Source organism: Methylibium sp. (assembly GCF_013817345.1).
Lineage (GTDB): Bacteria > Pseudomonadota > Gammaproteobacteria > Burkholderiales > Burkholderiaceae_C > Methylibium.
The window spans coordinates 1-21571 of the sequence record NZ_JACDCW010000023.1 but is presented as its reverse complement, the minus strand read 5'-3'; the positions used below and the strand labels follow the sequence as shown (position 1 = coordinate 21571).

21 protein-coding genes and 1 pseudogene are annotated in these 21571 nt (G+C 68.3%); 14 read left to right on the top strand and 8 right to left on the bottom strand.

Features of this window, described 5'->3' with window-relative positions; genetic code table 11:
- Window positions 1-164 precede the first annotated feature (164 nt).
- The 4 genes from H0W40_RS06505 to ispF are packed head-to-tail and all read left to right on the top strand — an operon-like array spanning window position 165 to window position 2231.
- Window positions 165-521, top strand: a complete 357-nt coding sequence (locus H0W40_RS06505) for a type II toxin-antitoxin system Phd/YefM family antitoxin (RefSeq protein WP_292444461.1) — start codon at window positions 165-167, stop codon at window positions 519-521.
- Window positions 518-904 (top strand): type II toxin-antitoxin system VapC family toxin, encoded by a 387-nt coding sequence (locus H0W40_RS06500; protein ID WP_292444458.1) that lies wholly within the window; start codon window positions 518-520, stop codon window positions 902-904. The genes H0W40_RS06505 and H0W40_RS06500 overlap by 4 nt, the downstream gene beginning before the upstream one ends.
- Window positions 905-909: 5 nt before the next feature.
- Window positions 910-1746 (top strand): 2-C-methyl-D-erythritol 4-phosphate cytidylyltransferase, encoded by an 837-nt coding sequence (locus tag H0W40_RS06495; RefSeq protein ID WP_292444456.1) that lies wholly within the window; start codon window positions 910-912, stop codon window positions 1744-1746.
- Window positions 1743-2231, top strand: coding sequence for a 2-C-methyl-D-erythritol 2,4-cyclodiphosphate synthase (gene ispF, locus H0W40_RS06490; RefSeq protein WP_292444453.1), 489 nt, complete (start codon window positions 1743-1745; stop codon window positions 2229-2231). The genes H0W40_RS06495 and ispF overlap by 4 nt, the downstream gene beginning before the upstream one ends.
- A gap of 140 nt (window positions 2232-2371) precedes the next feature.
- Here the strand turns inward: ispF and H0W40_RS06485 are convergent, their stop codons facing one another.
- Both H0W40_RS06485 and ompR read right to left on the bottom strand, forming a co-directional pair.
- Window positions 2372-3826 (bottom strand): sensor histidine kinase, encoded by a 1455-nt coding sequence (locus H0W40_RS06485; protein ID WP_292444450.1) that lies wholly within the window; start codon window positions 3824-3826, stop codon window positions 2372-2374.
- 113 nt (window positions 3827-3939) lie between these two features.
- Complete coding sequence (gene ompR / locus H0W40_RS06480) at window positions 3940-4677, bottom strand: two-component system response regulator OmpR (protein WP_292444447.1); 738 nt, start codon at window positions 4675-4677, stop codon at window positions 3940-3942.
- Between the two features lie 316 nt (window positions 4678-4993).
- On the opposite strand from ompR, the gene H0W40_RS06475 reads away from it, so the two are divergent.
- The 3 genes from H0W40_RS06475 (at window position 4994) to dusA (ending at window position 7775) form a co-directional block, all read left to right on the top strand.
- Complete coding sequence (locus H0W40_RS06475) at window positions 4994-5710, top strand: SIMPL domain-containing protein (protein ID WP_292444444.1); 717 nt, start codon at window positions 4994-4996, stop codon at window positions 5708-5710.
- Window positions 5711-6022: 312 nt separating this feature from the next.
- On the top strand, window positions 6023-6535 hold the full coding sequence (locus tag H0W40_RS06470; RefSeq protein ID WP_292444442.1) for a hypothetical protein: 513 nt from the start codon (window positions 6023-6025) through the stop codon (window positions 6533-6535).
- 238 nt (window positions 6536-6773) lie between these two features.
- A complete protein-coding gene (gene dusA / locus H0W40_RS06465) occupies window positions 6774-7775 on the top strand; it encodes a tRNA dihydrouridine(20/20a) synthase DusA (RefSeq protein ID WP_292444495.1) in 1002 nt (333 codons plus the stop codon).
- A 94-nt stretch (window positions 7776-7869) separates the two neighbouring features.
- On the opposite strand, the gene galE is transcribed toward dusA, so the two are convergent.
- The 6 genes from galE to H0W40_RS06435 all read right to left on the bottom strand — a co-directional run bounded on the left by galE (window position 7870) and on the right by H0W40_RS06435 (window position 15561).
- Complete coding sequence (gene galE / locus H0W40_RS06460; RefSeq protein WP_292444440.1) at window positions 7870-8877, bottom strand: UDP-glucose 4-epimerase GalE; 1008 nt, start codon at window positions 8875-8877, stop codon at window positions 7870-7872.
- Window positions 8878-8949: 72 nt separating this feature from the next.
- A complete protein-coding gene (locus tag H0W40_RS06455) occupies window positions 8950-10446 on the bottom strand; it encodes an aldehyde dehydrogenase (protein WP_292444438.1) in 1497 nt (498 codons plus the stop codon).
- An 82-nt stretch (window positions 10447-10528) separates the two neighbouring features.
- Window positions 10529-11917, bottom strand: a complete 1389-nt coding sequence (locus tag H0W40_RS06450; protein ID WP_292444435.1) for an aspartate aminotransferase family protein — start codon at window positions 11915-11917, stop codon at window positions 10529-10531.
- 14 nt (window positions 11918-11931) lie between these two features.
- Entirely contained in the window at window positions 11932-13299 is a 1368-nt protein-coding gene (locus H0W40_RS06445; RefSeq protein ID WP_292444431.1) for a glutamine synthetase family protein, read from the bottom strand.
- An 86-nt stretch (window positions 13300-13385) separates the two neighbouring features.
- Entirely contained in the window at window positions 13386-14171 is a 786-nt protein-coding gene (locus H0W40_RS06440) for a gamma-glutamyl-gamma-aminobutyrate hydrolase family protein (RefSeq protein ID WP_292444429.1), read from the bottom strand.
- A 52-nt stretch (window positions 14172-14223) separates the two neighbouring features.
- On the bottom strand, window positions 14224-15561 hold the full coding sequence (locus H0W40_RS06435) for an aspartate aminotransferase family protein (RefSeq protein WP_292444426.1): 1338 nt from the start codon (window positions 15559-15561) through the stop codon (window positions 14224-14226).
- A gap of 211 nt (window positions 15562-15772) precedes the next feature.
- Between H0W40_RS06435 and H0W40_RS06430 the strand changes: the two genes are divergently transcribed.
- The 7 genes and pseudogenes from H0W40_RS06430 to H0W40_RS06400 all read left to right on the top strand — a co-directional run.
- Entirely contained in the window at window positions 15773-16264 is a 492-nt protein-coding gene (locus H0W40_RS06430) for an Lrp/AsnC family transcriptional regulator (RefSeq protein ID WP_292444423.1), read from the top strand.
- A 197-nt stretch (window positions 16265-16461) separates the two neighbouring features.
- Complete coding sequence (locus H0W40_RS06425) at window positions 16462-17493, top strand: MoxR family ATPase (RefSeq protein ID WP_292444421.1); 1032 nt, start codon at window positions 16462-16464, stop codon at window positions 17491-17493.
- Between the two features lie 22 nt (window positions 17494-17515).
- Window positions 17516-18403 carry an MxaS protein gene (locus tag H0W40_RS06420; RefSeq protein WP_292444419.1) on the top strand — a complete coding sequence of 296 codons (888 nt, stop codon included), beginning with the start codon at window positions 17516-17518 and terminating at the stop codon, window positions 18401-18403.
- The gene (locus H0W40_RS06415; protein ID WP_292444415.1) at window positions 18375-19502 is read left to right on the top strand and encodes a hypothetical protein; all 1128 of its coding nucleotides are present in this window, start codon (window positions 18375-18377) and stop codon (window positions 19500-19502) included. Before H0W40_RS06420 ends, H0W40_RS06415 begins: the two co-directional genes overlap by 29 nt.
- 184 nt (window positions 19503-19686) lie before the next feature.
- The gene (locus H0W40_RS06410; protein WP_292444413.1) at window positions 19687-20730 is read left to right on the top strand and encodes a vWA domain-containing protein; all 1044 of its coding nucleotides are present in this window, start codon (window positions 19687-19689) and stop codon (window positions 20728-20730) included.
- Window positions 20721-21323, top strand: a complete 603-nt coding sequence (locus H0W40_RS06405) for a hypothetical protein (protein WP_292444410.1) — start codon at window positions 20721-20723, stop codon at window positions 21321-21323. Before H0W40_RS06410 ends, H0W40_RS06405 begins: the two co-directional genes overlap by 10 nt.
- Window positions 21320-21571: pseudogene (locus H0W40_RS06400) on the top strand (hypothetical protein); the annotation flags it as partial. The gene H0W40_RS06405 and the pseudogene H0W40_RS06400, both read left to right, overlap by 4 nt.

Sequence of the window (21571 nt, the reverse complement as noted above, 5' to 3'; positions counted from 1 at the left end):
GACCACGGAGCGCTGCACGATTGTAGGCAGCCGCCTGCTTCGGCGCGCGCGACAGGGGCGGGACGCAGTCCCGGTTCGAAGCGCGCTGCCGCTCGCAGTACGTTGCTTCCGACTCGTGTGCCGCGGCGTTAGACTTGTACATCTTGTTGTCCGGAGCAGCGTCCATGCACCGCCCCAACATTCACAAGGTCCGCGAAAACCTGGCCGAGTACGTCGCCGCAGCGGAGCGTGGCGAGGAGGTGCTGATCTGCCGGCGCAACCAGCCGGTGGCCAAGCTGGTTGCGCTGGGGCCGCAGCGCTCGAGCCGGCCGAGGCCGCTGGGCCGTGCGCCGGACGCCGGCGAACCGTTGCCGGACGGCTTCTTCGAGCCGCTGCCCGTGGAGTTGCTGAGCGCGCTGAGCGGCACAACGGGCGCGGTCGATTGCCCGAGCGCAGCCAACTCGGCTCGATCGACACCGGCGGTGCGGGGCGCAAAGGCGCCTGCCAAATCGGCGTCGCGCCGCACCAGGGCGCGCCGATGAGACTGCTGCTCGACACCTGCAGTTTTCTTTGGGCGGTGCGCGGCGATGCGCTGTTCAGCGCCGAGGCGGCCGCTTTGTTCCGCGACCCGGCCAACGAGGTTTATCTCTCGGCTGTGTCGGCCTGGGAAATTGCAGTGAAGCACCAGCTCGGCAAACTGCCGCTGTCCGAAGCGCCGTCGCGTTACGTGCCGCGCGAGCGGCAGCGCCACGGTATCGAGCCGCTGCCGCTGAGCGAGGCGGACACCCTGCTGCTCGACCGCCTGCCGGCCGTGCACACCGATCCCTTCGACCGTCTGCTGGTCTGCCAGGCGGTCCAGCACGGCATGACCTTGCTCACGCCCGACCCGATGATTCACCGCTATCCGGTGCCCGTGGCATGGTGAGCGCAATGGACAAAGCCGAGTCCTCCTCAACGCGCTGCTATGCCTTGGTGCCCAGCGCAGGCATCGGTGCACGGGCGGGCGCCGAGCAACCCAAGCAGTACGTGCGCGTCGCCGGTCGTGCTGTGGTGGACCACACATTGCAGGCGCTCGACCGCGTGCGCCGGCTGACCGCAACGCTGGTCGTGCTTGCGCCGCAGGACCAGCGCTTCGAGCGCGACGTGCCGGGCTGGGGGCGAGACGCGGCTTGCGAGGCGCATGTGCCGAGCCCCTCGAGCGGCTCCGGCGTGCAAGCCGGGGCGCGCGCTGCAGGCGACATCCCTGCGGGAGCGCGGCGCCGGTGGGCGGTGCGCTGCGGCGGCGCCACGCGTGCCGCGAGCGTGGCGAACGGCTTGGCTACCTTGATCGAACGCGGCGCGCTGCCCGAGGACTGGGTGCTCGTTCACGACGCCGCGCGCTGCCTGGTGCAGCCGGCCGACATCGAACGCCTGATCGCCGCCTGCGAGCTCGACGCGGTCGGCGGCCTTCTCGCGCTGCCGCTGGCCGATACGCTCAAGCGCGAGGCCGATTCGGTGCGTGCTTCGACCATCGCTGCAGGCGCCAGCCGCGTGGCGCACACCGTGGATCGCCGCGGCTTGTGGCAAGCGCAGACGCCGCAGATGTTTCGTATCGGCCGCCTGCGCGAGGCGTTGGCCGCGGCAGGCGATCAGGTCACCGACGAGGCCAGCGCGATGGAAGCGCTCGGCGATGCGCCGCTGCTCGTGCCGGGCACGCTGGAGAATTTCAAACTCACCTGGCCGGCGGATTTCGCGCTGGCCGAACGCCTGTTGAGGACGCGCGCATGAACCCGATCGACATCCGCATCGGCGAGGGCTGGGATACCCACGCGCTGGTCACCGGCCGCAAGCTCGTCCTCGGCGGCGTGGAGATCGCGCACAGCCACGGCCTGGCCGGGCATTCCGACGCCGACGCGCTGCTGCACGCCATCACCGATGCGTTGCTCGGCGCAGCGGCACTCGGCGATATCGGCCGCCATTTTCCCGACACAGACGTGCGCTTCAAGGGCGCCGATTCGCTCGTGCTGCTGGTGGAGGCGCTTGCGCGGGTGCAGGCGGCCGGTTGGCAGATCGGCAATGTCGACGCCACCATCGTCGCGCAGGCGCCGAAGATGGCGCCGCATATTTCGGCCATGGTCGAGCGCATCGCCGCAACGCTGGGCGTGGCGCCGAGTCAGGTGAATGTGAAAGCCAAAACGGCCGAGAAAATGGGGCCGGTGGGCCGGGGCGAATCGATCGAGGCGCGCGCCGTGTGCCTGTTGGTGCGCGGCTGACAGGCGAAGCACAAGCGCGCACGGAGGGCCGGGTATTGCGGGTATTGCTCCTCTCCCCTCTGGGGAGAGGCGGGGTGAGGGGCTACCGAAGAGGCGTCGACAGTGTGCTCGGCGCGCTGACTTATCCCGCAGTTAGTTCCTTATGGCGCCTTCTTCAGCCGGATATGCGCCAGCAATCCGCCATCGCTCGCGTTCGTCAGCTCGAAGCTGCCGCCCATGCGCTGCACGGCCTTCTCCACGATCGCCAAGCCCAGGCCAGCGCCCGTGGCCGCCGTGCGCGCGGCGTCGCCTCGGAAGAACGGCGTCGTGAGCTGCTTGAGCTTTTCGGGCGCCACGCCGGGCCCGTGGTCGCGCACGCTCAGCACCACCCACGGCCCCGTGCGGGCGTAGCTCACCTGCACCCAGGCCACGCCGGTGTCGTTGCTGCGGCCGTAGCGGCGCGCGTTCTCGAACAGGTTGGCGAACACGCGACCGAGCTCGGTATCGTCGGCCATGACCCGGGCGTCAATGGCCACGCGCGACTCGATGCGGATCTGCGTCGGGTCGCGGAAGGCCGCGCTCTCGCGGTCGACGATGCTCGACAGGTGCACCGGCACCAGCCGCACTTCGCCCGGCCGCGCGTAATCCATGAACTTGTCGATGATGGCGTCGAGCTGGTCGATGTCGGCCGCCATGTAGCGTTTGGCCTCCTCGTCCACCACGCTCATCTCGGTTTCCAGCCGCATTCGCGCCAGCGGTGTGCGCAGGTCGTGGCTGATGCCGGCCAGCATCACGGCACGGTCTTCCTCCACCTTGGCCAGCTCGCGCGCCATGCGGTTGAAGCCCATGTTGACTTCGCGGATCTCGCTGGTCATGGTGTGCTCGTCCAGGCGCGAGTCGTATTCGCCGTCGCGGATGCGGCTGGCCGCGAACGAGAGCTGCTTGAGCGGCTGGTTGATCAGCCCGGCGATGGCTGCGGAGCCGAACACCGTGGCCAAAAGCGCGATGCTGGTCCACACGAAGTAAGTGCTGCCCGCCACCGGCTCCACCCGCTTCGGGTCGGCCTGCAGCCAATAAGGATCGGTCTCGATGTTGAAGCCCACCCATAGGCCCGGCACCTTGTTGACGCTGCTCGCCACAACCGTCTCGGGCCCGAGCCGCGTGCGCAACTCGTGGCCGACGGCGCGGCTGAAGCGATCGACCTCGAACGGCTCGAACAAGTCTTTCGCTTCGCGCGGCACGATCTTCACCGCCTCCTGGTCGCTCATGTCCTTGACCAGGGTCACGCGACTGATCGCGTCCGAATAGCGCAGGGCCGCGCGCGACAGGTTCACCAGGCTCGCGATCTGCTGCGCCGCCTGCACGGCGCGCGGCTCGAACTCGAGCGCCCGGAAGGTCTGCAGCCAGGCGAAGATGCCGCCGCCGAGCAGCACCGCCAGCAGGATGAAGGTGCGCCAGAACAGACTCAGCGCGATGCGCGGTAGCTGCAGCCGCGGGGTATTGGAGGGGCGAAGCGGCCGGGTGGTCGCGCCCGCCGTGCGCGAGCCACGGCGCGCGCGTTCATCGCGGGCCGCCCGCGCCGACGCTCGGGTGCTGCCCGCTTCCGACTCAACCATGACCGCGCAGCCTCTCGAGAAAATGCAACTCTGCCACTTTCCTCGATCCCCGTGTGGGGCGGGCGCCGAAAAGCGGCGTTCTGGGAGCGCTTAAACCCGGCACATTGATCCGCTCATGCCGCGCCGTCCGGCACGAACACATAGCCTACGCCCCACACCGTCTGGATGTAGCGAGGCTGGGCGGGGTCGGGCTCGATCATCTTGCGCAGGCGCGAGATCTGCACGTCCAGGCTGCGGTCGAAAGGTTCGAACTCGCGGCCACGGGCGAGCTGTGCGAGCTTGTCGCGCGACAGCGGCTGGCGGGGGTGGCGCACCAGCGCCTTGAGCATGGAGAACTCGCCGGTGGTCAGGGCCATCTGCTCGCCGTCCTTGGCCAGGCGTCGCAGCGCCAAGTCGAACTCGAAGGGACCGAAGGTGACTGTCTGGGCCTCCTTGGCCGGCGCGCCGGGGGCTTCGAGCTGCGGGCGACGGCGCAGCACGGCGTGGATGCGCGCCAGCAGTTCGCGGGGGTTGAAGGGCTTCGGAAGGTAGTCGTCTGCGCCGACCTCCAGGCCGACGATGCGGTCCACGTCTTCCACCTTGGCCGTCAGCATGATGATGGGCGTGGTGTCGTTGTTCGCACGCAGCCGGCGGCAGATCGACAGACCGTCCTCGCCGGGAAGCATGAGATCGAGCACGATCAGATCGATGGTGTCGCGCGTCATCACGCGGTTCAGAGCCTTGGCATCCTCGGCCAGCAGCACCTCGAAGCCTTCTTGCGTCAGGTAGCGGCGCAGGAGGTCGCGGATGCGGGCGTCGTCGTCGACCACGACGATGCGATCGGCCCGCTGGTTGGTGTTGGAGGCGTTCATCTAGACCTTTCCTGCATTTGTAACAACGGCATTGTGCGCAGCGGAAGAGGGGCAAAAGAGCCGAATGACCCTCTGTTACAACTATTGCGCCGCCCTTCGGAAAGCGTCATGAACTGCTCTCCTGCGGCCCACGCGAGCCGCTTTTCTTCACCGTGCAGGCGCTCCGATGCCGCCGACTGCCGGCGCGCGCCAGTGATGTTGCCAGCCACTGCCGTCAAGCGCGTTCGGCATTGGGCGATGATCCTGCGCCGCTCACTCTTGCGTCGCCGCATGCCCCAGCGGCGCCTCCGATTCCTTCGTTGCTCGAAAGGCTCTCATGAAACTTCGATTCCCGGTCCTTGCCATGCTCGGTGCGGCTGCTATTGCGTGCGGCGGCGCAGCAGTTGCTGCAGAGGCGACCCCTCGCGAGAACCTGCTCAACTTCAGCGCTAGCGCCCGACTGGAAGTGGTGCAGGATTTGCTCGGCATCACGTTGGCCGTCACGCGAGAGGGCAGCGATGCGGCGGCCGTGCAGGCGCAGCTCAAGCAGGTGCTCGATGCGGCGCTCTCCGAGGCCAAGCTGGCCGCAAAGGCGGGCGCCATGGAAGTGCGCACGGGCGGCTTTTCGCTTTACCCGCGCCACGACAAGAACGGCCGCATCAACGGCTGGCAGGGCCGGGCCGAACTCGTGCTCGAGGGCAAGGACACGCAGCGAGTCGCCGCCGCGGCGGGCCGGCTCGCGGGCATGAACGTCACCAGCGTGGGGTACAGCCTTTCGCCGGAACTGACGGACAAGCACGAGGCCAGCGTCACCGCCGAGGCGATACAACAGTACCGCGCCCGAGCCGCAGAACTGGCGCGGCAGTTCGGCTACGGCGGCTACACGCTCGGCGAAGTGTCGGTGCACAGCGGCCAGCAGGACGGCAACCCGCGTCCGGTGATGTACCGAGCCCAGAATGCCGACATGGCGATGGCCGAGGCGCCGGTGCCTACCGAGCCCGGAAAGGGCGTCATCAGCGCCACGGTGAGCGGAAGCGTGCGCTTGACGAACTGAAACGTGTGCGGGGCAAGCGTTATCCCGCCCCGCGACTCGGTTGTTTGCGGCACAGACGGACGGCGTCAGCAGATTTAAAGTTCACGCCAGACGGCGGTGTGGCGAACTGGCTCTTCCATCCACATCGGGCAGACCAGCAATGTCGTGCTGGCGCCGTCACCATATTTCGGGCAAGAAAGGCCGGGTTCGTCGCCCGGCCTTTTTGCGTTCTGCGGGCACATCGCTTGCCGGTTAAGTAACTACCCAGGCCGGCGCCGCTGCGAACGCAACGCGTGAACCCGGTGGGTTGGTCATTCACTTAGGAGATAACCGATGAAGACAGTACGCACCAAGCTCGTTACCACGACCGCCGCTGCGGCCTTGTTCGCCGCGTTCGGAATCGCCCAGGCCCAGACCGGGGTGGCCGACACCAATGCACCGCCGGCCGGAACCGGTACGGGCGCTGGCGTCGGTACCACGGACAAAGGCGTCGGCCCGGGCGGCGGAGGAACGGGCACACCCACTCGAACCGACCCGGGCGCTGCAGGCGGCACGATGGACAACAGCAGCACCCCCTCGGGCAGCGGCGCCGGCAGCATGGGCGCAGGCTCGGGCACGGCCGCTCCTGGCGCGACGGATACCAACGCGCCGCCAGGAGGCACGGGCGGCGCCGGCACGGGCGTTGGCACCACGGACAGGGGCATCGGCCCGGGTGCGGGCGGCACCGGGACCGCGACCGGCGCTGGCGCAGGCAGCACGGGGGGCACGTCCAGCGGCACGATGGACAGCGGCGCCACGTCCGGCGACGGCACGATGAATCGGGCGCCGCGCTCCGATCGCAACTAGTAAGAAGCTCCCGGTACGCTGTGCGGAGCCGCTTCGATGGCGGCCCGCCAGCATGCCAGGCGTGACGGCACGCGGCTGATGGTGATCGCGCGTGCCGTTTGCATGGGTACTTCGCGGCTCAACGATGACAATGCCGGTTCGGGGCCCGCCCCTTTATCCGGCGCTCGGCGGTGCTCACAAAGTGCATTGCCGCCATCCACGTCCCCGCATACCGACTTCCGTGCAAGAAAACACGCCACTGCATCGACAACAGGCCGCGTGGCGACTCAGTGTCGCCCCGATGATGGACTGGACCGATCGCCACTGCCGCTACTTCCACCGGCTGCTGAGCCGGCACACGCGCCTGTATACCGAGATGGTCACGACGGGCGCTTTGCTGCACGGCGATGTGCCGAGGCATCTGGATTTCAATGACGAGGAGCATCCCGTCGCCTTGCAACTCGGCGGCAGCGAGCCGGCCGATCTGGCCGCCTGCGCCAAGCTCGGCGAGCGTTGGGGTTACGACGAGATCAATCTCAACTGCGGCTGCCCCAGCGAGCGCGTGCAGCGCGGCGCCTTCGGTGCCTGCCTCATGGCCGAGCCCGAACTCGTGGCCGAGGGCGTCAAGGCGATGGTCGATGCGGTGAGCATTCCCGTGACGGTGAAACACCGTATCGGCATCGACAAGACGGAAAACTACGGCTTCGTGCAGGACTTCGTCGGTACCGTGGCGGCCGCCGGCTGCACCGTTTTCATCGTGCACGCGCGCAATGCCTGGCTCAAAGGCCTTAGTCCAAAGGAAAACCGTGAAATGCCGCCGCTGCGCCACGAACTCGTGCACCGGTTGAAGCACGATTTTCCGGCGCTCACCATCGTTCTCAACGGCGGCATCACGACCAGCGAGCAGATCGAAGAGCAGTTGCGCCACGTCGATGGTGTGATGCTCGGCCGCGAGGCCTACCACCACCCGTGGACGATGGCTTCGTGGGACGCACGCTTCTTCGGCGCAGCGCCGCACGAACGAGAGCGCACCGAGATCGAGACGCGCATGGTCGAGTACATGGAGCGCGAGCGGGCCTTGCGCGGCGAGCCGTGGTCGCACGTATCGCGTCACATGCTGGGGCTTTGGAACGGCACCCCGGGTGCACGCAAATGGCGACAGGTTTGGTCGGATCACCGGCTCAAGGGCGAATCGCCACGGGCCGTGTCGGCACTGGCGCGGCGCAGTGCGCGGCAAACCGAGGCCGTGTTCGCAGGCTGAGAGCGCATCAGCCGCGCGTGCTGCTTGCGCAGCGCTGATTGGCAGCAGCATCAAAGCGCCCGCCCGCCGTGCGGCGTGGCCGAAAGACGAAAGACTATCGGGATTCGCCGGCGCGGCCGCTCTGCCAGCGCCAGGCATCGGCGCACATCGCCGCCAGATCGCGCCGCGTGGTCCAACCGAGCCGCTGCTGCGCAAGCGTTGGGTCGGCCCAGCAGGCGGCCACGTCGCCGGGCCGGCGCGCGACGATGCGGTAGGGCACGGCGCGTCCGCTGGCTTGCTCGAAGGCCGCCACCATTTCCAGCACCGACACGCCGTGCCCGGTGCCCAGGTTGACGGTCAGCAGGCCCGGCTCGCGCGCCAGGCAATCGAGCGCAGCGACGTGGCCTTCGGCGAGATCCATCACGTGGATGTAGTCACGCACGCCGGTGCCGTCGGCGGTGGGGTAGTCGCCGCCGAAAACCTGCAGCTGCCCGCGCTGCCCTGCGGCGACCTGCGCGACGAATGGCATCAGGTTGTTCGGCAGGCCCGACGGGTCTTCGCCGATGAGACCGCTCTCGTGCGCGCCCACCGGGTTGAAGTAACGCAGCCGGGCGATGCGCCACTGCGGCTCGGCGTGCGAGAGATCGGCCAGGATCTGCTCGGTCATGAGCTTGCTCCAACCGTAGGGGTTGGTGGCGCTAAGCGGAAAGTCCTCGCGAATCGGCACCGTGGCCGGATCGCCGTAGACCGTGGCCGAGGACGAGAACACCAGGCTGTGGACCTTCGCGCGCTGCATCGCTTCGACCAGCCCGATCGTGCCTGACACGTTGTTCTCGTAGTAGGCCAGCGGCTGCTGCACCGATTCGCCCACCGCCTTGAGCGCGGCGAAGTGGATCACCGCCTCGATGTCGTGTTCGGCGAACAGGCGGTCGAGCAGGGTCGCGTCGCGGATGTCGCCTTCGACGAACGGCACCGGCCTGCCGACGAGGGCTTCGATGCCGCCCAACACGCTGCGCCGGCTGTTGCGCAGGTTGTCGAGGATTAGGAATTGCTTGCCTGCCGCCGCCAGCGCCACGCAGGTGTGCGAGCCGATAAAGCCGGTACCGCCGGTGACGAGGATCAAGCGGGTTCTCCTGGGTCGCTCAGTGTTGCGCGCGATTGTGCCGGCTGGCACTGGCGGCGTTTGCGTGCAGGATCAACTATTGATCCGCAGCCAGGTCGTCTTCAGCTCGGTGTACTTGTCCAGCGCGTGCAGTGACTTGTCGCGCCCGTTGCCGCTTTGCTTGTAACCGCCGAAGGGCACGGTGATGTCGTCCTCGTCGTACTGGTTCACGTGCACCGTGCCGGCACGCAAGGCGCGAGCGACGCGGTGCGCGCGGTCGATGTGCGAACTCCACACGCTGGCCTGCAGGCCGTAGGGAGAGTCGTTGGCCAGGCGGACCGCCTCGGCCTCGTCCTTGAAGCAAATGATGCCGAGCACCGGCCCGAAGATCTCCTCCCGCGCGATGCGCATGTCGTTGCGCACGCCGCCGAACACGGTCGGCTCCACATAACAGCCGCCCGTTTCCGCGCGCGTCTGGGCGCCGCCGGCCAGCACTTGCGCGCCTTCGGCGCGGCCGGCCTCGATGTAGCTCATCACCGTGCGCAACTGGGCGTGATCGACCAGCGCACCCATCACCGTGGCGGCATCGAGCGGATCGGCCGGCCGGTACTTCGACGCCTCGGTCGCGACGCGTTTTGCGAAGTCATCGACGATCGCTTCGTGCACCAGCAGACGGGACGGTGCGTTGCAGCTCTCGCCCTGGTTGTAGAAGATGCTCGCGGCCACCGTTTCGGCGCAGCGGTCGAGATCGTCGAAATCCGGAAAGACGAGAAACGCGCTCTTGCCGCCGAGCTCGTTGTACACGCGCTTGAGGTTGCTGCGCCCGGCGTACTCGAGCATCTTGCGGCCCACACGGGTCGAGCCGGTGAAGCCAATGGCATCCACCTCGTCGTGCAGCGCCAGCGCCTCGCCGGCCTCGTGGCCGTAGCCCGGCACCACGTTGAACACGCCCGGCGGCAGGCCGGCTTCCATCGCCAGCTCGGCCAGCCGCAGGGCCGTGAGCGGGCTCTTCTCGCTGGGCTTGAGCACCACCGAATTGCCGGCGGCAAGCGCTGGGCCTAGCTTCCATGCGGCCATGAGCATCGGGTAGTTCCAGGGCACGATGGCGCCGATCACCCCCATCGGCTCGCGCTGGATGAGCGCCAGCGCATGCGGCCCCGTCGGCGCGATCTCGCCATAGATCTTGTCGATCGCCTCGGCGTACCACGCGATGCAGCGCGCGGCTTGTGGCACGTCGGCGCTCAGCGCATTGCCGATCGGCTTGCCCATGTCCAGCGTTTCCAGCAGGGCCAGCTCTTCGCGCGCCGCGAGCATCTTTTCCGCAAAGGCCTGCAGGATGCGTTTGCGCTCTGACGGCGGCCGCTGACCCCAGCGGCCGTCGCCGAAAGCGGCGCGGCCGTCGCTCACTGCGAAATGCACATCCTCAGCGCGGCATCGCGCGACCGGCCCGAGCAGCCGTCCATCGATGGGCGAGATGCAGTCGAAGGTTTCGCCGCTTGCCGCGGCGACGCGCTTGCCGCCGATGAATGCGCGGCCGTCGGGTTTGAGGGTGGCGGCGCGTTCGTGCCAGTCGACTGCGGTGGTGGTCATGAGAGCTCCTCGAAATCTTGGCGATGCCTCGGAGAGAGTAGGCGAAATCAAGGCGACAGGCGTCGTGGGCGACTTGTCACGCTCAGCCTTGGGCTCGCACGTCAGCCCAGGTCAGGTCCAAACACCGCCGGATCAGACCCAGCATCTCGTCGATCTGCTCGCCCGTGATAACCAGCGGTGGCGCGATGATCATCCGGTCGCCCACCGCTCGCATGATCAGTCCGTTGGCGAAGCAATGGCCTCGGCAGATCATGCCGACTTCGAGTTCGGGAGCGAACGGCGCGCCGCTCGCCTTGTCCTTGACGAGCAGCAGCGCACCCATCAGGCCGCAGGTCTCGGCGTCGCCGATCAGCGGATGCTCCTTCAGCGCCTCGAAGCCGCGAGCGAGATGCGGGCCGAGGTCGTTGCGTACCTTCTCCACCAGCCGCTCGCGCTGAATCAGCCGAATGTTCGCAAGTGCCACCGCGCAGGCCACCGGGTGGCCGCTGTAGGTATAGCCGTGGTTGAACTCGCCACCGCGCTCGATGAGGACCTTGGCGATGCGCTCGCCCACCATCACGCCGCCGAGCGGGATGTAGCCCGAGGTCACGCCCTTGGCGAAGGTCATGAGGTCGGGCCGCGTGCCCATGGTTTCGCAGCCCCACCAGTTGCCGGTGCGACCGAAGCCGCAGATGACCTCGTCGCTCACCAGCAGCACGCCGTACTTGTCGCAGATGCGTTGCACCTCGGGCCAGTAGGTTTCGGGCGGAATGATCACGCCGCCGGCACCCTGGATCGGCTCGCCGATGAAGGCGGCGACGCGCTCGGCGCCCACTTCCAGGATCTTCTTCTCCAGCCAGCCGGCCGCCACGATGCCGAACTCGTCGCGGCTCATGCTGCGGCCCAGCTCGTACCAGTAGGGCTGCTCGATGTGCGTGATGTCGGGAATCGGCAGCCCGCCTTGTGCATGCATGCCGCTCATGCCGCCCAGCGACGCGCCCGCCATGGTCGAGCCGTGATAGGCGTTGTTGCGGCTGATGATGACGCGGCGCTCGGGCTGACCGAGCAGGTCCCAGTAGCGGCGCACCATGCGCACGATGGTGTCGTTGCCTTCGGAGCCCGAGCCGGAGAAGAACACGTGCTTGAACTGCGGCGGCGTCAGCTCGGCCAGCAGTTCGGCCAGCTCGATCGCGGGAGGCGTGGCGGTCTGGAAGAAGGCGTTGTAGAAGGGGAGCTGTTCGAGTTGCTTCGTCGCGGCATCGATCAACGTGCGCTGACCGTAGCCGACGTTGACGCACCACAAGCCGCTCATCGCGTCGAGGATCCTGTGGCCCTCGGTGTCCCACAGGTGGATGCCCTCGGCCTTCTCGATGATGCGCGAGCCCTTCTTCGCCAGCGCACCGAAGTCGGTGAAGGGGTGCATGAAATGCGCCGCGTCCGCGGCCTGCCATTCGGCGGTGCTGCGCTGGGCCGTAGTGCGTTCGTGCTTCATGCTTCGTCGCCCCCTCAAACGTGCAGCAGCAGGTGCTCGCGCTCCCAGGGCGAGATGACCTTCATGAACTCTGCGTACTCGATCTCCTTGACCTCGGTGTAGACGGTCACGAAGGATTCGCCCAGCACCTCGTGCAGGTCCTTCTCGTTGCGAAGCAAGGTCAGCGCCTCGCTCAAGCTGCGTGGCAACTGGTACTCGCCGAGGTACGCATCGCCTTTGCACTCGGCGCTCGGCTCGATGCGGTTCTTCAAGCCCAGATAGCCGCAGGCCAGGCTGGCGGCCAGCGCCACGTAGGGGTTGGCGTCGGCGCCGATCACGCGGTTCTCGATGCGGCGTGCGGCCGGCCCGGCCACCGGCGAGCGGATGCCCACCGTGCGGTTGTCGATGCCCCACTGAATGTTGATCGGCGCGGCGGTGAAGCGCGAGAGGCGCCGGTAGCTGTTGACGTACGGCGCGAACAGTGCCATCGCTGCCGGCACGTACTTCTGCAGGCCGCCGATGTACCAGTAGAAGGCCTGCGAGGGCGTGCCGTCGGGATTGCTGAAGATGTTCTTGCCGGTGGCCTTGTCGAGGATGCTCTGGTGGATGTGCATCGAACTGCCCGGCTCGCCGGCGATCGGCTTGGCCATGAAGGTGGCGAACATGTCATGGCGCAGGGCGGCTTCGCGCACCGTGCGCTTGAAGAAGAACACCTCGTCGGCCAGAGCCAGCGGATGCGCGTGGAAGAAGTTGATCTCCATCTGGCCCGCGCCGATCTCGTGGATCAGCGTGTCGACGTTCAACTCCATCTGCTGGCAGTAGGCATACACGTCCTCGAACAGCGGGTCGAACTCGTTGACCGCGTCGATCGAATAGGCCTGGCGCGAGGTCTCGGCGCGGCCGCTGCGCCCGATGGGCGGCTTCAGGGGGATGTCGGGATCGGTGTTGCGCGCGACCAGGTAGAACTCCAGCTCGGGTGCCACCACGGGGTCCCAGCCCTCGGCGTCGAACAGGCTGCACACGCGGCGCAGCACCGAGCGGGGCGCGAAGGGCACCATCGTGCCGTCCTTGTAGTAGCAGTCGTGGATGACCTGCGCCGTCGGGTCCGTGGCCCAGGGCACGATGCGCACCGTGCTCGGGTCGGGCTGCAGGTGCATGTCGCGATCGGTCGGGCTGATGACGTCGTAGTAAGGCCCTTCTTCAGGGAACTCGCCCGTCACGCCCATCGCCACCACGGCCTCGGGCAGGCGCATGCCACGGTCTTCGGTGAACTTTTCGCGCGGCAGGATCTTGCCGCGGGCCACGCCCGTGAGGTCGGGCACCAGGCACTCAATTTCGGTCACGCGGCGCTCGTTGAGCCAGTTCTCGAGTTCGCTGAATGTAAATTTGTCGCGGACCACCATGTGTCACCTGTCGGTTGCTGCGCGCATCAGGACTTGGAGGCGGCGCGCCGTCGCATCGGCCGCCGCAGGGCGGCGGCAGACAGGGGCTAGGGTACCGGCAAGCGCACGACCGCCTCGTGCGCGGTCTTCTGCCGGCGCTCGCGAAAGGATTGGCACGCATCGCCGAAGGCGCGCAGCAGCTTCATCGACACCGGGTTGTCGCGGGCCTGCCATTCAGGGTGCCACTGCACGCCGAGCGTGAAACCGCTGGCGTCGGCGAGCGAGACGGCCTCGATCACGCCATCGGGGGCCCTCGCTTCCACACGCAGCCGGTCGGCCAGGCGCTTGATGCCCTGGCCGTGCAGGCTGTTGACCTGAAACGACGCATTGCCGATCAGCGTGTCGAGCAGCCCGCCCGGAACCACCTGCACCGGATGCGAGGGGCCGTACTGCACCTCGGCCGGCTGGTCCTCGCGGGCCCGGTGGTCCTGGAAGCCGGGTTGATCCTGCACCGCCTGGTGCAGCGAGCCGCCGAGCGCCACGTTGAGTTCCTGGCAGCCCCGGCAAATGGCGAACAGCGGCATGCCGAGTGCCAGCACGCGCGGAATCAGCGGCAGGGTCCAGTCGTCACGGCGGGTGTCGAGGGGCAGGGCGGTGTCGTGCACCACTTCGTCGAAATGACGGGGATGCACATTGCTCGGCGAGCCGGTGAGGCACACGCCGTCGGCGAGCGCCAGCAGCTCGTCGAGTTCGTGCAGTTGAACCGAGGGCACGACCAGCGGCAGGCCGCCGGCGAGCCGCACTGCGTCGACGTACTTCTGCCCGATGACGTGCAACTGCTGGCCGCTTGCGCTCTGGCAGGCGGGCATCAGCACGACCGGGCGGGCAGTCACGGCGAACTCCTCGTGCCGCCGCCGTTGTTCAGCCGGCGCCGTGTCCTGCGATTCACGCAGCGCGCTTGATCGCATCGCCCAGCGTGCCGACGATCTGGTCGATGTGCTTCTTCTCGACGATCAGCGGCGGCGACAGTGCCACCGTGTCGCCGGTGGTGCGCACGAGCACCCCACGCTCCCAGCAGTCGAGGAAGACGTCGAACGCCCGCTTGCCCGGCTGGCCTTCGATCGGCGCCAGCTCGATGCCGCCCACCAGGCCGATGTTGCGCACGTCGATCACGTTGGGCAGGCCCTTCAGGCTGTGCAGTGCCTCGGCGAAGCAGGGCTCCATCTCCAGCGCCCGCGTGAGCAAGCCTTCCTCGGCGTAGGTGTCGAGCGTGCCCAGCGCTGCGGCGCAGGCGAGTGGGTGGGCCGAGTAGGTGTAGCCGTGGAAGAACTCGATCAGGTGCTCCGGGCCTTCCATGAACGCGTCGTGGATGTGCCGCTTGGCGAACACCGCACCCATCGGCACGCTGCCGTTGGTGATGCCCTTGGCCGCCACCATCAGATCGGGCGTCACGCCGAAACGTTGCGCAGCGAAGTTCGCGCCGGTGCGGCCGAAGCCGGTGATGACCTCGTCGAAGATCAGCAGGATGCCGTGCTTGTCGCAGATGGCGCGCAGCTTCTGCAGGTAGCCCTGCGGCGGCACCAGCACGCCGGTGGAGCCGGCGACGGGCTCGACGATCACCGCGGCGATGGTGCTGGCGTCGTGCAGCGCGACCAGGCGCTCGAGGTCGTCGGCCAACTCAGCCCCGTGCGCAGGCTGGCCGACCGAGAAGGCGTTGCGCGACAGGTCGTGCGTGTGGCGGATGTGGTCCACGCCGGCCAGCAGCGTGCCGAACATCTTGCGGTTGGCCACGATGCCGCCGACCGAGATGCCGCCGAAGTTCACGCCGTGATAGCCGCGCTCGCGGCCGATGAGCCGCGTGCGGGCGCCATCGCCGCGCGCACGGTGGTAGGCGATGGCGATCTTGAGAGCGGTCTCGACCGACTCGGAGCCCGAATTCGTGTAGAAGACCTTGTCCAGCCCCGGCGGCGTGAGCTGCACCAGTCGCTCGGCGAGTTCGAAAGCTTTCGGGTGCGCCATGTTGAAGGGCGGCGCGAAATCCATCTCGGCGGCCTGGCGCTGGATCGCCTCGACGATCCTGGGTCTGCCGTGACCCGCATTCACGCACCACAGCCCGGCGATGCCGTCGAGGATCTCGCGGCCCTCGGGGGTCCAGAAGTGCATGCCCGAGGCCTTGGCCAGCAGGCGCGGCGCCTTCTTGAACTGGCGGTTGGCTGTGAACGGCATCCAGTACGCGTCGAGCGCGGTCGCGGCCTGGGGGCTGGTCTTGAGGTCGTTGTACATGGCGCGGCTTCCAGACAAGGGGCGCGGCGCAAGGGCCGGCGTGACAGGGGCGCAGCGGGCGGATGAACACGCTGCGCGCTTCGATGCTGCCCAGCTTGCGGGCGCCGGATCAGTCTAGTCTTGCCCTCGCGCAATGGGGTTGCGCAAGAACAAAGGGACTACCCGCGTCTGCCGCATAAGATTCGGCGTCTGCACAGTTCAGCGCAATGAAATGCAATTAAGCCGGTTCGACAAGAAATCGCGTGCGACGCTGGACGTGACGGACCGCGCCATCCTGCGCGAGCTGCAGATCGACGGCCGCGTCTCCAATCTGGCCTTGGCGCAGCGCGTGCACCTGTCGCCCTCAGCCTGCCTGCGCCGCGTCAAGCAGCTCGAGGACAGCGGCGTGATCGCGCGCTATGTGGCCCTGGTCGATCCCCGGGCGGTGGGCCAGCCGGGCACGAGCTACACCATCGTCAACCTGGAGCGGCTGACGACGCCGGCAATCGAAGCCTTCGAGCGCGCCGTGCAGGCCGAGCCTTCGATCCTCGACTGCTTCTATGTTGCCGGCACCAACGATTACCTGATCCGCTTCACCTACAACGACGCGGCCGATCTCGAGCGCTTCCATACCGACGTGCTGATGCGCCTGCCGGGCGTGCTGCGCTCGAACTCGATGCTGGTGCTGCGCACCGTCAAGAAGACGACGGCGCTCGAGGTCTGAGCCCCTGCTTGACAGCAAGCTGTCACCGCACGGTCGGTGCCCGCCGCGGCCAAGCCCCGCTTGTCCCTGTGCGTCGAGGCACTGTTCCATGCCTGCACACTTCAGGGCCTACCCGCGCTTGACGCTGCCCTGCGGCTGAACGGAGCATCCATGCCATTGCGGTCGCGCGTGCCGGCCGCACCCACGGAGTACGAGTGATGGACCGAAACGACGCGCTGCTGCACGACTGGCGCGAGCGCGCCTTGCAGCTCGAGGCGCAGGCGGCGCGGGCGGTCATCGGCCAGCAGCGCGTGATCCGCCTGGTCACTACGGCCGTCTTCGCACGCGGCCACGTGCTGCTGCAAGGCGACGTGGGCGTCGGCAAGACCACCTTGCTGCGGGCTTATGCGCGGCTGATCGGTGGCGCCTTCGCGCGCGCCGAGGGCACCATCGATCTGATGCCCAACGACCTGATCTATCACACCCACATCGGCAAGGACGGCCGCCCGGCCATCGACCCCGGCCCGCTCACCGAGCACGGCGAAGAGCTGGCGATCTTCTTCTTCAACGAGATCAACCGCGCCCGCCCGCAGGTGCATGCGCTGCTGCTGCGCGTGATGGCCGAGCGCAGCCTGAACGCCTTCAACCGCGAACAGCGCCTGCCGCACCTGCTGGTGTTCGCCGACCGCAACCGCGTCGAGCGCGAGGAGACCTTCGAGATTGCCTCGGCCGCACGCGACCGCTTCATGATGGAGATCACCATCGACGCGCCCGAGGCCGACGACGAGCGCTTGGCGCTCATGTTCGAGCCGCGCTTCCACGACACCGACGCGCTGATCGCGCAGTTGCCCGAGGGCGTCGTGCCGTACCAGGCGCTGGGCGAGGTGGCGGCCGCCATTCAGCACAGCATCCAAGCCACGCCGGCGCTGCAAGACTACGCGCTGCGGCTGTGGCGTGCCACGGCGCAGCCCGGCGAATACGGCGTGCGGCTCACGGACGCCGACGTGCACGACGCGAACGAGGTAATGCTTGCGGGGGCCAGCCCGCGCGGCATGAGCCAGTTGCTGCGTGCGGCGCGCGTGTGCGCGTGGCTGCACGGCCGGGGGCACGTCACACCGGAAGACGTGCGCGCCGTGTTCTTCGAGACCATTGCGCACCGGCTGTGCCTGCAGCCGGTGTACGAGTTGCGGCGCCCGGAGATCGTCGGCGCGCTGGTGCGCGGCATCCTCGGGCAGGTCGCCGCACCTTGAACCACAGCGCACGGCCGAGGCGATGAAGGAGTTCGTCTACCGCGTCGCACGGCCGGCGCTCGCGCACTTTCCCGGCCACCACCGCAGCCGCCGCGGCGACAGCGGCCACGAGTTCCGCGCCCATGTGCCGCTGCACGACGCGCCCGATGTGCGCCGGCTCGATCTGCATGCGAGCCTGCGCGATCCGCTCGGCCAGTGGCTGGTGCGCGTGGCCAACGAGCGCAAGGCGGTGCCGGTGTACGCGGTGGCGGACCTGTCGGCATCGATGGCGTTTCAAGGCGAGCGCCGCAAGCTCGACGTGCTGGCCGATTTCACGGAAGCGCTGGCGTGGTCGGCCTGGCGCACGGGCGACGCCTTCGGCTTCGTCGGTTGCGACGAAGCGGTGCGCCGCGACTGGCTGCTGCCGCTCGTGCGTTCGCAAGGCGCGGGCAGCGCATTCGCCCGGCGCTTGCGCGCGTTCGCGCCCGCCGGGCGCAACGCCGACGGACTGAAGGAGGCGCACCGGCTGCTGCGGCGCGAACGCTCGCTGGTGTTCTTGCTGTCGGACTTTCATCTGCCGCTGCCGACGCTCGATGCGGTACTCGGCTCGCTGGCTCATCACGAACTGGTCCCGGTGCTGCTGTGGGACCGCGCCGAGTTCGCACAGCCGGGGGACGAGCCGAACGCTGCGGGCTCGCCCGGTGGGATCGGCCTTGCCGACCGCATCGGCCGCCTGGCCTCGTTGGTCGACGCTGAAACCGGCCAGCGCCGCCTGCTCTGGCTGCGTCCGGCGCTGCGCGAACGCTGGCGCCGCCAGCTCGAAGCGCGGCGCGGCACGCTCGATGCACTGTTCCGGCGCCACCGGCTGCGCCCGCTCTACCTGCTCAATGGATTCGACGCCGATGCCGTCACTGCGCATTTCCACCGCTAGCGCTGCTGCTCGAGTCACTGCGGCCGCACTCGCGCTGGCTGCGGGGCTGGCATGCTGGCCAATCATCGGCTGGGCGCAGGCCGAACCCGAGCCGCTGCGTCTCACCGTGAGCGAGCCGCGCGCCTACGGCTACCAGGTGGGCGATACCGCCACGCGGGAGATCGTCATCGAACTGCCGCGGCGCCTGCGCCTGGACGAAGAATCGCTGCCGGCGATCGGCCGGCACGGCCCGGCCCTGGAGCTGCGCTCGATGCGCCGCGAATACGATGCGAACGCCACCGGCACACGGCTTACCCTGTGGCTCGAGTACCAGGTCTTCGCCGCACCGGTCGCCGCACGGGTCTACGAGCTGCCGGCGCTGCGGCTGCGCTTCGAGGGCACGCCGCGGGCGGAGGATCTGTTCGTGGAGTCCTGGCCGGTCGCGGTCGCACCGCTGGCGCCCGAGCAGGCCCCGCAACGGCGCGGCCTCGGCGATCTGCAGCCCGACACCGCTCCGATGCCTCGCGGTATCGGGCCGGAGCGTCTGCTGATTGCCGGGGGCGCGACTCTGGCGCTGTGTCTCGGCGGCTATCTGGCATTTGTCTACTTCGGCCTGCCCTGGCTTTCCGCACGAAAGCGGCCTTTCACGCGCGCCTATCGGCGGTTGCGCGCCGCCCGCAAGGCGCCGGCCCCCGTGCAGACATGGCAGGACGCTTGCCGCGCGATCCACGCGGCGTTCAACGAGACGGCAGGTCAGGTGGTCTTTGCCGATACGGTGGACGGCTTCATCCGTCGGGTGCCTCGCTTCGCGCCGCTGCGCGAGGACATCCGTGACTTCTTCATGCGCTCGCAAGCCACCTTCTTCCAAAGTCGGAGCGGTTTGCCGCTCGCGGCTTGCGCCGCAGGCGCCGACGATTGCGCGGATCGCGAGCATCTCGCGCATCGGGCACATCCCGCAGACCTCAGGGACCGCACAGAACGTGCAGAGCCTGCAGAGCTTGCAAACAGGGCAGACGCGGCAGACGTTGTGGACATCGCAGACGTTGACGGGCCCTCCGAGCGCCAATGGTTGCTTGCCTTCGCGCGCGCCTGCCGCAATGCCGAGCGCGGCACGGCCTGAGAACCTGAGAGCCTTTCGCTCATGCCCGCTCATGCCCGCTCATCACGCCATAAGTCGCCTGCTCGTCGTTGCAAATGCTCGACATAGCCCGAGCTATGGCTGCGCTTTGCGCCTAGATCAGCCGCCTTCTGGCGCGCTGCTCGGGCACGCCCAAAAAGCTCTCAGGCTCTGAGAACAAGCCGCCATGCCTTTCAACGAACTGCCTTTCACCGCGCCCTGGCTGTTGCTGGCCTTGCCGCTGGCGCTGCTGGCGCTGTGGCGGCGCCCGCAGGCGGTGTTGGTGCACTCCTGGTCGGCGCTGCTGCCCCGCGACCGCCTCTCGGAGGCGCTCGATGTGTTGCTGCGCGCATTGGCTGGGTTGGCCGTCGCTGCCGTGCTGCTCGGACTCGCCGGCCTGTACCGGCCCGCCTACGAGGTCGAGCGCGTGGGGCAGGGCGCCGAGATCGTGCTGCTGGTCGACCGCAGCCGCAGCATGGATCAGGCCTTCATCAGTAACACGCCCTCGGGTATCGCCACGCAAACGCCGGGTCTGGCCAACTTCAACATCAGCCGGGAGCGCGCCGATCGAGGCCGGCCGTCCAAGCAGCAGACCGCCCGCGTCCTGCTCGGCGAGTTTGCGGCCCAGCGCAGCGCCGACCGTTTCGCCATGCTGGTGTTCAGCACCTTGCCGATCCGCGTGCTCGACTTCACCGAAAAGCCCGCCGCCGTGCAGGCCGCCATCGCCGCCGGGGAGATCGGCCGCGGCTTGGCCGAGACCGACATCGGCCTGGCGCTGGAGGCGGGCCTGGCCTCCTTCCACAACCGGCCCTACACCGGCTCGCGCATCATGATGCTGGTCTCCGACGGCGGCGACGACCTGACCGACGAGGCGCGCACCGAAATCGCCCGGCGCATGCGCGACTACCGCGTCACGCTGTACTGGTTCTACATCCGCTCCTTCCGCAGCCCCGGCCTGAACGCCGAGCCCGCAGAGGAAGCGGTGGCGCCCGAGGTGCATCTGCACCGCTTCTTCGGCAGCATGGGCACGCCCTACCGCGCCTACGAAGCCGAGAACCCCGAAGCGCTGCAGCGCGCGATCAACGACGTGAACCGGCTCGAGAACCTGCCCATCACCTACCTCGACACCGTGCCGCGGCGCGAGCTTTCACAGTGGTGCTATGGCGTCGCCCTGGCCTGCGTGCTGCTGCTGTTGACTGCGAAGCTCATGGAGTTGCGCGCATGGCGCTGAACCCGCTCGCCCCGCTGCCAGCTTCATACGCGCCGGACCGTCGCCGCCGCGTGCGCGCGGCCTTCGTCGCGCTGATCCTGACGGCGGCCGCCGCGCTGGCGGGCGGCATCTCCTGGTGGCACAAGGCGCAGGACAACGCGCTGATCGCCAGTGGCCAGGCCTCGCAGCAACTCGACATCAAGGCGCCGCTCGCACCGGCCTTGCGCTTCGCCCAAGCCCATGAGCTGGCGGCGCGCGGTGAAGACGAAGCGGCGCTGACGCGCTACCGCAGCCTGCATGGCGACCGCCAGTTCGGCGTGGCGGCACGTTTCAACAGCGCCAATCTGCTGATGCGTCAGGCGCTCGGGCTCGCTGCCGACAGCAATGCCACCGAGGGCGCGGGCCAGTCGGTCGCGCTGACCGAGCTGGCCAAGCAGGGCTATAGAGAGGTGCTGCACGCCGATCCCGGACACTGGCCTGCACGCTACAACCTCGAGCGCGCGCAGCGGCTGCATCCCGACCCCGACGAGAGCGACCCGGCCATCGCCGAACCTCGCAACGATGCGGAACGGGCCGCGACCAAGATGCGCGGCATCGAGCCGGGTCTGCCATGAGCAGCGGCTCAGGCTGGCGCGAGCGCACGGCCGGTGTGCGTGACACCTTGCGCGGCCGTTGCGACGCGCTGCTGCTCGGCCTGGCCGCCGCGGCGCTGGCTGCAACTTTCCTGCGGCCCTCGGTGCCGATGCAGCGCCCCGAACTCGAGGTGGTGGTCGTGCTCGACGTGACGCAGAGCATGAACGTGCCCGACCAGCAGCTCGGCGGCAAACCCGTCTCCAGACTGACCCACGCCAAGGCGGCGCTG